The 11,799-nt window shown below is 58.3% G+C and carries 10 protein-coding genes; 4 read left to right on the plus strand and 6 right to left on the minus strand.

Annotated elements, in window-relative coordinates:
• Positions 1 to 4 precede the first annotated feature (4 nt).
• Together ACYZTR_RS18700 and ACYZTR_RS18705 are read left to right on the plus strand one after the other, a co-directional pair.
• Positions 5 to 571, plus strand: coding sequence for a CsiV family protein (locus ACYZTR_RS18700; protein WP_461973197.1), 567 nt, complete (start codon positions 5 to 7; stop codon positions 569 to 571).
• Between the two features lie 11 nt (positions 572 to 582).
• Positions 583 to 3,276, plus strand: coding sequence for a DEAD/DEAH box helicase (locus ACYZTR_RS18705; protein ID WP_461973199.1), 2,694 nt, complete (start codon positions 583 to 585; stop codon positions 3,274 to 3,276).
• Positions 3,277 to 3,415: 139 nt separating this feature from the next.
• Here the strand turns inward: ACYZTR_RS18705 and ACYZTR_RS18710 are convergent, their stop codons facing one another.
• From ACYZTR_RS18710 to ACYZTR_RS18725, 4 genes are all read right to left on the minus strand, one after another.
• Entirely contained in the window at positions 3,416 to 6,724 is a 3,309-nt protein-coding gene (locus ACYZTR_RS18710; RefSeq protein ID WP_461973201.1) for an SNF2-related protein, read from the minus strand.
• 45 nt (positions 6,725 to 6,769) lie between these two features.
• The gene (locus tag ACYZTR_RS18715) at positions 6,770 to 7,507 is read right to left on the minus strand and encodes an S-methyl-5'-thioinosine phosphorylase (protein ID WP_461973203.1); all 738 of its coding nucleotides are present in this window, start codon (positions 7,505 to 7,507) and stop codon (positions 6,770 to 6,772) included.
• Positions 7,508 to 7,519: 12 nt separating this feature from the next.
• On the minus strand, positions 7,520 to 8,518 hold the full coding sequence (gene nagZ, locus ACYZTR_RS18720; protein WP_461979792.1) for a beta-N-acetylhexosaminidase: 999 nt from the start codon (positions 8,516 to 8,518) through the stop codon (positions 7,520 to 7,522).
• Between the two features lie 170 nt (positions 8,519 to 8,688).
• Entirely contained in the window at positions 8,689 to 9,396 is a 708-nt protein-coding gene (locus ACYZTR_RS18725) for a TetR/AcrR family transcriptional regulator (RefSeq protein WP_008028474.1), read from the minus strand.
• A gap of 230 nt (positions 9,397 to 9,626) precedes the next feature.
• Here ACYZTR_RS18725 and lexA point away from each other — a divergent pair, with 230 nt between their 5' ends.
• Positions 9,627 to 10,235, plus strand: a complete 609-nt coding sequence (lexA, locus tag ACYZTR_RS18730; RefSeq protein ID WP_461973205.1) for a transcriptional repressor LexA — start codon at positions 9,627 to 9,629, stop codon at positions 10,233 to 10,235.
• Between the two features lie 10 nt (positions 10,236 to 10,245).
• Positions 10,246 to 10,719 carry an SOS-induced cell division inhibitor SulA gene (gene sulA / locus ACYZTR_RS18735; RefSeq protein WP_461973207.1) on the plus strand — a complete coding sequence of 158 codons (474 nt, stop codon included), beginning with the start codon at positions 10,246 to 10,248 and terminating at the stop codon, positions 10,717 to 10,719.
• A 94-nt stretch (positions 10,720 to 10,813) separates the two neighbouring features.
• Here the strand turns inward: sulA and ACYZTR_RS18740 are convergent, their stop codons facing one another.
• Together ACYZTR_RS18740 and ACYZTR_RS18745 are read right to left on the minus strand one after the other, a co-directional pair.
• Positions 10,814 to 11,047, minus strand: a complete 234-nt coding sequence (locus ACYZTR_RS18740; protein ID WP_285435759.1) for a hypothetical protein — start codon at positions 11,045 to 11,047, stop codon at positions 10,814 to 10,816.
• Between the two features lie 154 nt (positions 11,048 to 11,201).
• Positions 11,202 to 11,726, minus strand: coding sequence for a DUF6586 family protein (locus ACYZTR_RS18745; protein WP_461973209.1), 525 nt, complete (start codon positions 11,724 to 11,726; stop codon positions 11,202 to 11,204).
• Positions 11,727 to 11,799: the final 73 nt, after the last annotated feature.

Below are 11,799 nucleotides of genomic sequence, written 5' to 3' on the forward strand. Positions count from 1 at the left end.
CCGCATGCGCCTGTTTCGCTCACTATTCCTGTTGATGACCCTGGTTGCGCCGACGACGTTTGCCGATGACCTGTATCAGATTGAAATGATTCTGGTGCGCCAAAACACCGTGCCTGCGATCGTCAGCCGCGCCGCGCCGGAAGACTGGGCTGCCGGAGCTCAGCCCATCAGCCCCGACAGCCTGCGCACACCGAGCCTCAGTGGCGAAGTGGAAAAACTCACCGCCAGCAATGAATACACGGTGTTGCTGCACAAGGCCTGGCAACAGAACCTTGGCGAAGAAGCCAGCAAAGTCGCGATCAGCGAGGGCAAAGAACAGTTCGGCCAATTCCCGATCGAGGGAACGCTGAGCCTGAAACTGGGGCGTTTCACCGACGTCGACGCCGACTTCTGGGTCAACCAGATCGACGCCAACGGCATGGTCACCGCCAGCGAACGCCTGAAACAGGAAAGTCACACAAAGAACGGCCTGCTGAACTTCCTCGATAACGGCCACCTGGGCCTGCTGATCAAGATCACGTCCCTGACCGCCCCTGCGCCTCGGCCAGACGCTGTTGAAATACCGGACTGATTGAAGTCCTTATGCCTGCGACCCTGAGCAAACCCCTGGCACCTTCCTGGGTCAGCCGATTCAAGGAACAGAGCCTGGAGCGTGGCCGCCGCTACGCGCTGGAGAACCGCGTCAGGATCGTCGAGGCCGGCGACGCCACGATCATCGCCGCCTGCGAAGGCTCTGGCGGTAACGTTTACCGTCAGACCATTCATCTGCGCGAGTCGGCCAAAGCCACCTTGCTGATGATTGACGCCACTTGCACCTGCCCGGTCCACAGCAACTGCAAACACTGCGCGGCGGTGCTACTGAAAGTACAGGAAACCCTCGCTTATCCCGCTGCGGCGCAAGACGCCGAGCTGCTGGAAAAACTTCAGGCCGTACTGGAAAACCGTAGCCCGAAAGCGCCGCCGCAAGTGCTGGTGGATAACGTGCAACCGGTGCCGCGCTTGTGGCTGGCGAGCATTGAATTCAGCGCGTTCGAACCGCGCAACGGCAAGATGCAGCGCTATATCCAGCATCGCGCAGCGCTGTCCTTCAGCTACCTGGATGAATACGCTAGCGGGCAGAAGAACGCCGACATCCTGATTCGTCAGGAAACCCAGACGCTGCGGATAAAACGTCACCCGGAAGTCGAACAGACCTACCGGGAACAGCTACGAATCCTCGGCTTCAAAGTCGCCACCCGGCAAAGCAAGGCCTTGCCGGAAAGTGCTGGCGAGCTCTTCGAGATGGTCAACGACAGCGCCTGGCTGACCTTCACCCTCAATGAACTGGCGAAGTTGCGCACTCAGGGCTGGGAGCTGCAGATCGACGAAGACTTCGGTTTTGACCTGACGGCCGTGGACGACTGGTACGCCACCGTCGAACAGGCGCCGGAGCGCGACTGGTTCGACTTGGAACTGGGGATCATCGTCAACGGCGAACGGCTGAGCCTGTTGCCGATCCTGTTGAACCTGATGCGCTCCCACACCGAGATCCTAAACCCGGAACGCCTGGCCCGACGTCGCGACGACGAGTTGATTCTGGTGAACATCCCCAACCGCCCGAACTCCGAGTACGGCCCGCTGCAAGTCGCCCTGCCCTTTGGTCGGTTGAAACCGGTGCTGGCGACCCTCGGCGAGTTCTACCTGCAAGGGCCCGGCGAAACTGCGCTGCGCCTGAGCAAGGCCGATGCCACACGATTGAATCCGCTGGAAGACCTGCCGTTGCTCTGGGAAGGTGGCGAGCAAATTCGCACCTTTGCCCAGCGACTGCGGGACATCAAGGACTTCACCTCGACCGCACCGGAAGGCTTGAACGCGACCTTGCGCCCGTATCAGCTGGAAGGGCTTAGCTGGATGCAGTCGTTGCGGCAACTGGAAGTCGGCGGGATCCTCGCGGACGACATGGGATTGGGCAAAACCCTACAGACCCTGGCGCACATTCTCAGTGAGAAGAACGCTGGACGCCTCGATCGGCCGTGCATGGTGGTGATGCCCACCAGCCTGATCCCTAATTGGCTCGACGAAGCGGCGCACTTCACACCGCAACTCAAAGTGTTGGCGCTGTACGGTGCCAGTCGCAAAAAGCATTTCGACAATCTGGCCGATTACGACCTGATCCTGACCACCTACGCACTGTTACCCAAAGACGTCGAACGCCTGGCCGCGCAGCCTTTGCACATATTGGTTCTGGATGAGGCGCAATACATCAAGAACCCCAACAGCAAGGCCGCCCACGCTGCCCGCGAGCTGAATGCCCGTCAGCGTCTGTGCCTGAGCGGCACACCGCTGGAAAACCACTTGGGCGAGCTGTGGTCGCTGTTTCACTTCCTGTTGCCCGGCTGGCTCGGCGATGTGAAAAGCTTCAACCGCGATTACCGTGTGCCGATCGAAAAGCGCGCCAGCGAAGTACGACTTCAGCACCTCAACGGTCGGATAAAACCATTCCTGCTGCGCCGAACCAAGGAACAGGTGGCGACCGAGTTGCCGCCGAAAACCGAAATCATCCATTGGGTCGAGCTCAACGAAGCCCAGCGCGACGTGTACGAAACCATGCGCTTGGCCATGGACAAGAAAGTCCGCGACGAGATCACTCGCAAGGGCGTGGCGCGCAGCCAGATCATCATTCTTGAGGCGCTGCTGAAACTGCGTCAGGTGTGCTGCGATTTGCGCCTGGTCAATGATGCCGCCCTGCCCACTCGCGGCAGCACGTCCGGCAAGCTCGACAGCCTGATGGAAATGCTAGAGGAATTGTTCGATGAAGGTCGGCGGATTCTGCTGTTCTCGCAGTTCACTTCGATGCTGTCGTTGATTGAAGATGAGTTGAAAAAGCGCGGAGTCGATTATGCACTGCTGACCGGGCAAACCCGCGACCGCCGCGCCCCGGTAAAAGACTTCCAAAGCGGTAAGCGTCAGATCTTTCTGATCAGCCTGAAGGCAGGTGGCGTTGGCCTGAACCTGACCGAAGCCGACACGGTGATTCACTACGATCCGTGGTGGAATCCGGCGACCGAAAATCAGGCGACTGATCGGGCGTATCGCATTGGTCAGGAGAAGCCGGTGTTCGTTTACAAGATGATTGCCAGAGGCACTGTGGAAGAGAAGATTCAGCACTTGCAGAAGGAAAAATCTGACCTGGCGGCCAGCGTGCTGGATGGGCGCAAGACCGGGGACTGGAAGTTGCAGAGTGATGATATTGAAGCGTTGTTTGCGCCGCTGCCGGACAAGTTGGAAAAACGCTGAGATCGGCGGCGCCAGAAAAATTGCTATCGCGGGCAAGTCGGATCGCCGCACCGCCGCTCCCACAGGGTTGACATCAATCCTGTGGGAGCGTGGCTTGCACGCGATGGCGTCAGCTCGGACTCACTGCATTCACGCTTTATCAGGATTTGGAATCAGGCAATGGCGCAAATAGCGCTTCAATGTCACTCTGCTCAAGCTTCCACCCGCCGGTGGTTCCACCGTCAAGTACCGCCCCGGCCAGCGCCGCCTTCTCTTGCTGCAGCGCCTGTATTTTTTCTTCCACCGTGCCGCGCGCAATCATCTTGTAGACGAACACCGGCTTATCCTGACCGATACGATAAGCACGGTCCGTCGCCTGGTTTTCAACGGCAGGGTTCCACCAAGGATCGAAGTGGATCACCGTGTCCGCCGCTGTCAGGTTCAGTCCTGTCCCGCCTGCCTTGAGGCTGATCAGGAACAACGGCACCTTGCCGCCCTGAAAGTCTTTTACCGGCGTGCGCCGATCCGTCGTTTCACCCGTCAACAATGAATAACCGATCCCTCGCCGCTGCAATTCTTCCTCAATCAATGCAAGCATCGACGTGAACTGCGAGAACAGCAAAATCTTGCGGCCTTCGCTGAGCAACTCTTCGAGCATCTCCATCAGGCTGATCAACTTGCCGCTGCCCGCACGGAGGGCTTTCGCCGTCAGGGGCATTTTGATCAGCCGTAGATCGCAGCACACCTGACGCAGCTTGAGCAAGGCATCGAGAATGATGATCTGGCTACGCGCAACGCCGCTTCGGGCAATTTCGTCACGCACCTTCTTGTCCATCGCCACACGCACGGTTTCATAGACATCCCGTTGCCCATCGCTGAGTTCAACCCAATGCACAATCTCGGTTTTAGGCGGCAGCTCGGTGGCGACCTGTTCTTTCTTGCGACGTAGCAGAAAGGGTTTTATCCGAGCCGTCAGGTGCTGCATCCGTTCGATATTGCCGTGCTTCTCGATCGGGGTACGGTAGTCACGATTGAAGGTTTTACTGTCGCCAAGCCAGCCGGGTAACAAGAAGTGAAACAGTGACCACAACTCGCCAAGGTGATTTTCCACCGGCGTGCCGGACAAGCACAAACGCTGCCGAGCTTCCAGATCCCGCGCAGCTTGAGCGGCCTTGCTGAGCGGATTTTTGATGTTTTGCGCTTCATCGAGAATCAGCACGCTCCAGACCTGTGGTTGCAAAACCTCAAGATCACGCGGCAGCAACGCATAGGTGGTCAGCACCAGATCGTACTCGGCAAGGTTGATGAAGTCCTTTTGCCGAGTGGCGCCATGCAGTGCCAGTACTTTCAACTGCGGAGTGAAGCGTGCCGCTTCGTCTAGCCAATTGGGAATCAGGCTGGTCGGCATCACCGCGAGCGCCGGCCGATCGAGTCGACCCGCCTGCTTTTCCAACAGCAGATGAGCCAGGGTTTGCAGGGTCTTGCCCAAGCCCATGTCGTCGCCGAGGATACCGCCGACCTCCAGCTCACGAAGGGTTTGCATCCAGTTCAGGCCTTCATGCTGATAAGGCCGTAGTGTGGCGTTGAGGCCTTGCGGAACAGCAACGTTTTGCTGAGTCGATTCACGCAAGCGTTTCGCGAAACTACGTAACCGCTCGCCGCCCTGCCAGACCAGCGGCAGCCCTTCCAATTCACTCAAGCGCGCTGCATCAGGGGCGTTCAAGCGCAACGAAGTGCCGCTGCTCACACCCATATACAATTCGCCGAGCGTCGCCATCAATGGCTTGACCCGCCCTAGGGACAGCGCAACTTTTATGCCTGGCTTGGCACCCAACTGCCCACTATTGAGATCGATCAGCACTTGCTCGTCATCGTCACGCAACGCCAGTTCTGCCAAGTTCAACAGTTGCGGTTGCCGGCGCATCAATTGCAGCAGAATTGGTAGCAAACTGTGGCGCTCGCCGTTGACCACGATGCCCAACTGCAGATCGAACCATTCACGCCCCGGAGACTCCTCGACGTCGGCATACCATTCTTCTACGGGCTGCAAATTGAAATGAAAACCGTCGTTGATATGGATCTGCCAATTGGCCTCTCTGAGCACCGGCACACCGGACTGCACAAAAGCCAGCCACGCCGAGTCATCCGGCAAACCAAACATTTCACCTGCGCTGTCGGGTAACGCATCACTTTTACGGGTGGTCTTTTTCAAGCCTTGTTTTTGCAAGGCTTGACGCAAGACTTTTTCGGCGGCGGGTTTACGTTGAATGCGTTGGGTTTCGGTGCCGGACAGTATCAATATTTCCGTGGATTTTTTGTCTGCCGCCATATGCCCGTCGTAGGTAAAGGCCAGCGCAGCGCGATGCTCGTGTTCATACTGCCAGCGTCGATTTCTTTGCACATAGCTTGCAAGTGTCAGGTGGGCTTGGGGTTCAACGTCGTCGACAACCCGTTCGGTCAACGCGTGCGGAGGAGAAACGACTCGAGTCGCTGCACTCATCCGATGGCTGAACTGCATCGCCTGACGTGCCGGAATGTCAGGGGCCAATGACAGGTGGCACGCCAGTTTCTCATCCAGCTCACTGAGCAGCGGCCCAACCTCCATCCGTTGGCGGTCCAGGTAGTACAAAGGTTCCAGCGCCAGAATCGTTTCTTCAGGCGCTTCGTCACTATGCCACTGAGGACGGAAACTGCCACTGGCTTGCTCGGCCCAGGAAAACTGCGCAGACCTGCTCATTCCAAATGTCAAGGGCTGCAATTGTTCGAAGTCGAGAAATAACCGCGAAGTTTTCAATGCCAACTGGAGGACTTCAGCCCCACTGCTGCCTTGCAGGGGGTAACCGCTGTAAAAAGAATGATAGGAGTGGATCGCGACCAGCAACCTGGCGATTCGCAGGTCAAGCTCGGATAGATAGCCAGGCTCTCGCATCAATGCTTCTGACGGCGAGAACACAGGTTTGATGTCCTGCAAGCGGCCGTCCTTGAGTTGACGAGCCTTGCAGATTTCCAGCAACCATTTGCCTGCAGTCGACGTTGCCCTGAGTTTGTATACCCAGCACGTGCCGGTGCTCTTGGCAGACTCATCGCGATCTGCAACGTCGCGAGGAACATCATTGAGCCAGCGCTCCAGGTCGCGATTCAGCTGGACTGGGGCAGTGCTTTTGAACGAGTCCATGGGGAGTTCTTGCAACATATAAAGCACGGTCGCGCAGTGCTTGCAATTGACCACTACAGGGCACGAACAGCAGCACACCAGTTCGAACTCGCCGTTAAAGTCTTCGATGAGTTCAATGGTTTGCTCGTAGATATTCCCCTGGGAACCTTTGCAGGTTGCGAGAACGACGACGTCCTCCATTTCGCGGACCTGCACCCGATTTTCCACAGCGTATCGGCGAGCTTTATCCAGTGCACGATGACTGAACTCATCCGCCCACGGTAGCTCATGGAGCTGTTCAATTATTGTCAGCATCAGATCCAACGCTTATGCAAATTGCTGAAGTCTGGAGCGTCAAGCTCAGCTTTTCAATACCCGCGCCAACGTCGACTTCACCTTGCCCATCCCGTCATACAACGCTTGCTCGATCTCGGCCATGGTGATCACCGACGTGGATTTGCCCGCTGCCGGGTTCACCACCAACGCCAGACAGGCGTATTCCAGCTCCAGCTCGCGAGCCAATGCCGCTTCAGGCATCCCAGTCATGCCGACGATGTCGCATCCGTCGCGCTCTAGTCTCGCGATTTCCGCTGCGGTTTCCAGACGCGGCCCCTGGGTGCAGGCGTACACGCCTTGACTGCTAAAACCAACGCCTTCAGCCGCCAATGCCGCGATCAGTTGCTGACGCAGGGGTTCGCTGTAGGGATAGCTGAAATCGATGTGGGTGACCTGTTCGAGATTATCGGCGAAATAGGTGTGCTCGCGACCACTGGTGTAGTCGATCAACTGATCCGGTACGCAGAGAAATCCGGTATCCATCACGGGATGAATCCCGCCCACGGCGTTGACTGCGAGAATCGCCTCGGCACCGGCCTGCTTCAGCGCCCAGAGGTTGGCGCGGTAGTTCACCTGATGCGCCGGAAAACGGTGCGGATGACCGTGGCGCGCAAGGAACAGCACTTCTTTGCCGGCGTACTCGCCGATCTGCACTTGCGCCGAAGGCGCGCCGTAAGGAGTGTCCACCGCCAGTGACTGGCGAATGCTCAGGCCTTCAAGTTGAGTCAGGCCGGTGCCACCGATAATCGCGTAAACCGTCATAGCGAAAAGTCCTTATTCGATCAGTTGAGCTTCTTTGAGCGCGCCGACCGCTGCGAGCCAGCGCGGGTTCTGACGGTATTCGATGTTGGCGTACGACTGTCCGCGCATCCGCGCGATGCGCTCGGACGGTTTTACCTTCAGACGCTGGGCGGCGCACAGGGCCAATTCGGCGGCCGCGCGATCGTTGCACACCAGGCCCATGTTGCAACCGGCCGACAGCGCCGCTTCGATACGGCTGGCAGCATCGCCGACCACGTGGGCACCGGCCATGGACAGGTCGTCGCTGAAGATGACGCCGTCGAATTGCAGCTCGCCGCGCAGAATGTCCTGCAACCAGCGGCGGGAGAAGCCGGCGGGTTGGGAATCGACTTGCGGATAGATAACGTGAGCCGGCATGACGGCGGCCAGTTGCTTGCTCAATTTGGCAAACGGCACCAGGTCGTTGGCGCGGATCTCGTCGAGGCTGCGCTCATCATTAGGGATGGCGACGTGGGAATCTGCCTCGGCCCAGCCGTGACCGGGGAAGTGCTTGCCGGTAGCGGCCATGCCGGCGCTGTTCATGCCACGAATAAATGCACCGGCCAGCAATGCTGCGCGCTCGGGGTCACCTTCGAATGATCGGGTGCCGACCACGGCACTGCGCTGATAATCGAGGTCCAGTACCGGAGCGAAGCTCAGGTCGAGGCCGACGGCCAGCACTTCAGTCGCCATGATCCAGCCGCACTGTTCAGCGAGGTATTCGGCATTCAGGTTGTCAGCGATGGCGCGCATGGCTGGCAATCGCACGAAGCCTTGGCGCAGGCGCTGCACCCGGCCACCCTCCTGGTCCACCGCCAGCAGCAGATCAGGACGAATGGCACGGATCGCGGCGCTCAGCTCGCGCACCTGACGGGGATGCTCGATGTTGCGGGCAAAAATGATCAAGCCACCTACTTCAGGCTGGCGCAATAATTGGCGATCTTCAGCCGTCAGCCAGGTACCGGCGACGTCCACCATCAACGAGCCTTGCAGGCCAGCAGTCATAGAGATTCCTTGATAACGATAAAACCGGCTCGCACGAATTCACCGCCACGGGCGGTACCCGGCAGGTCGGTGACATAAATGGGGAACAGGTTCAGAACGAGAGTCGGCATGGGCGGCTAGCTTAGCGGATGTCAGCTGCCGCGCCCACCCGTGTGCGGTTAAACCTTGGCGGCAACCTGTGTCGATTTGCTGCGCGGCCGCAGCTGCGCAGTGGCCATGGCCGTGTCGGTGACGCCGGTTTCGGCACGCATGCCGGCAGCCAGGAACGGTACCATCAGGCGCATGACCTGCTCGATGGAGGTGTTGACGCCAAAGTCGGTCTCGGCAATTGCGCGCAGGGCTTTGATACCGGACATGCTAAACGCGGCGGCACCGAGCATGAAGTGCACGCGCCAGAACAGCTCAATCGGCGGAATACGCGGTGCAGCTTCGTTGACCAACATCATGTAGCGGCGGAACACCTTGCCGTACATGTCTTCCAGATAACGCCGCAAGTGCCCTTGGCTCTGACTGAAGGCCAGACCCAGCAAACGCATGAAAATCGACAGATCGTTACCGCTGCGTGGTTGCACCACCAGGGCTTGTTCGACGAGGATTTCCAGCAGTTCTTCAAGTGTCGGCTTGTTCTCTGGCTTGGCCTGACGCCGCTCCAGCTCTTTATCAAGGCTTAAGCAGAACGGCCCAAGAAAGCGCGAGAAGACGGCCTGAATCAGCGCCTTCTTCGAGCCGAAGTGATAGTTCACCGCCGCCAGATTGACACCGGCCTTGCTGGTGATCAGACGCAATGAGGTTTCAGCGAAACCTTTTTCCGCGAACAATTGCTCGGCAGCATCAAGAATGCGTTCAACGGTTTCCGACTGGGCCATGGCTACTCCGCCTGACAAACACTTGTTTGAAACATACGTTTCAGCCTGTGCATTGTCAAGCCTGCCGGTTCGTTTTGGGAATGGTCGGTCAGCTATTTAACCATACAACTCCCGAGCGTGAATCTGCAGGCTGATCGACCGTCTGGCGGTCGGGCAAAAAAAGGGGCATTGCCAAGACCGTTTCACTGTATATAATCCCAGTCACTGTATAAAAAGACAGAGCGATCAATATGCTAAAGCTGACGCCACGCCAAGCAGAGATTCTGGCCTTCATCAAACGTTGCCTCGAAGACAACGGCTACCCGCCAACCCGTGCGGAAATCGCTCAGGAACTGGGTTTCAAGTCACCCAACGCCGCGGAAGAACACCTCAAGGCGCTGGCTCGCAAGGGTGCGATCGAGATGACGCCCGGCGCTTCCCGTGGCATTCGCATTCCCGGCTTCGAAGCCAAGGCCGACGAGTCCACCCTGCCGATTATTGGCCGAGTGGCTGCCGGTGCTCCGATCCTCGCCCAGCAACACATCGAAGAGTCCTGCAACATCAACCCGGCGTTCTTCCATCCTCGCGCCGATTATCTACTGCGGGTTCATGGCATGAGCATGAAGGACGTGGGCATTTTCGACGGTGACCTGCTGGCAGTGCACACCACCCGTGAAGCCCGCAACGGCCAGATCGTGGTGGCGCGGATCGGCGACGAAGTGACCGTCAAGCGCTTCAAGCGCGATGGCAGCAAGGTCTGGTTGATTGCGGAAAACCCTGAATTCCCCCCTATCGAAGTGAACCTGAAAGATCAGGAACTGGTGATCGAAGGCTTGAGTGTCGGCGTCATTCGCCGCTAAAGGAGGCTTTATGCAGTTCCCACACACATCACAGCAAGCCCAACTGCCGTTGTTCGAGGCTTTCATGGTGCAGCCGTTGGCGCCGATCCTGAAAGACGTGGTCGAGTCACCCTGGAGCGCCGAGCCCGAAGTCTTCAGTGAGCTGTCGCTGCGTGGTGCAGCCGGGAACTGCCTGAACCTTCTTGCGCCGATCCTCAGGGAACTGAGCCAGGAACAGGACGCGCGCTGGTTGACGCTGATCGCCCCGCCCGCCAGCCTCACCCAGACCTGGTTGCGGGACGCCGGCCTTAACCGCGAACGCATCCTGCTGCTGCAACCACGTGGCGCTCAGAGCGCACAGCAGTTGACCTGCGAGGCCTTGCGCCTGGGCCGCAGCCACACGGTGGTCAGTTGGCTCAACCCATTGAGCACAACTTCACGGCAACAGTTGATCAGCGCCGCCCGGATCGGGGACGCACAAAGTCTGAATATTCGATTGGGCTAACTGACAAACAATACGCGCTTTGAACAGCGCGGGGCTTCTCCAAGGATAGAGAAGCCGATCTGTAGCAATACCAGCAAAAAACCGACGAGCGGGATCAATGAAGAACCCGTGATCCCTCATCTGTATTGAATTCGCCTTCAACCAGGCGCCCGGCCATCTGAACGCCAACGCTTAGCATCGCCTTTGCGACCTCAACGTGCTGGCCTTGCAGGAACACTTTGGCATCCTCGGAGAAATCCAAGGTAACCAGAGACCCCTCGTCCTCGGCCCTGCGCAGCTCGATACGACCGTCTGGTAACTCGACAATTTCTAGAAAGGACGTTGGCATAAAGGTCTGTTCTCCACGAAAGGCGGGGATTATATAGGCATCGGCCAGGCTTCGCTCGGGATCTTGACCTGATGCCACCACAAAGAGAAATTTCCGACAGCGCTCATCCCTGAGCGGACAACCCACCGGGTCATCCGTTATTCCGCTCGATCCTTCAGCATTCGTTCAGACCTTCGCGAAAGCGAATCGCCAAGCCTTTGAGGTTCTGACGCCAGCTCTCCAGCTCTTCCCGGCTCAGCTCTTGCGGAGCCTCTTCTTCATCCAGGTTAACGGCCAGGATCAGCGGTTGCGTCACGTCACCCTTGGGTTTGTGCGGCGCCCGTGGCGGTTGAAACAGCGCAGCATGGGCCGCGAGCAGTTTGGCCAGCCAGGTTTCAGAATTGTTGGCCAACTCGACCATCTCGGCCATTTCTGGAATCGCGATGGCTTCCAGTACTTCGCGAGTCAGCAGCAGCTCGGCCCGAGGCGCATTGGCCTGAGGCAAGCGATAGAAACCGGCGATTTCATGGCACAGCCCCAGCAACGCACCGTACAAGTGAAATAACGCCGATTCGCGTCCGGCCTGAATCAGCGCCAGGGAGTTCATCGCATGTCCCTCTTCGGCTCTGGCGAGCGCTTCCAGCGACAGGCCGGCGAAGTAAATCTTCTGGTTGGTACGGGTATAGAGTTCGTGGGCCATGACGGCAGCCTCCACAACGAAATAATTGCTTCACGCAGGTCAGACAGTGTCGTGGATCACCCAAGTTCACCGC

The organism is Pseudomonas sp. Hz4 (genome assembly GCF_054898165.1).

Excerpts from the sequence above, each read along its gene's own strand:
- ACYZTR_RS18715 (WP_461973203.1), bottom strand. The coding sequence starts at position 7,507 with ATGACGGTTTACGCGATTATCGGTGGCACCGGCCTGACTCAACTTGAA.
- sulA (WP_461973207.1), top strand. The coding sequence starts at position 10,246 with ATGCAGTTCCCACACACATCACAGCAAGCCCAACTGCCGTTGTTCGAG.
- ACYZTR_RS18745 (WP_461973209.1), bottom strand. The coding sequence starts at position 11,726 with ATGGCCCACGAACTCTATACCCGTACCAACCAGAAGATTTACTTCGCC.
- ACYZTR_RS18705 (WP_461973199.1), top strand. The coding sequence starts at position 583 with ATGCCTGCGACCCTGAGCAAACCCCTGGCACCTTCCTGGGTCAGCCGA.
- ACYZTR_RS18725 (WP_008028474.1), bottom strand. The coding sequence starts at position 9,396 with ATGGCCCAGTCGGAAACCGTTGAACGCATTCTTGATGCTGCCGAGCAA.
- lexA (WP_461973205.1), top strand. The coding sequence starts at position 9,627 with ATGCTAAAGCTGACGCCACGCCAAGCAGAGATTCTGGCCTTCATCAAA.
- ACYZTR_RS18740 (WP_285435759.1), bottom strand. The coding sequence starts at position 11,047 with ATGCCAACGTCCTTTCTAGAAATTGTCGAGTTACCAGACGGTCGTATC.
- ACYZTR_RS18700 (WP_461973197.1), top strand. The coding sequence starts at position 5 with ATGCGCCTGTTTCGCTCACTATTCCTGTTGATGACCCTGGTTGCGCCG.
- ACYZTR_RS18710 (WP_461973201.1), bottom strand. The coding sequence starts at position 6,724 with ATGCTGACAATAATTGAACAGCTCCATGAGCTACCGTGGGCGGATGAG.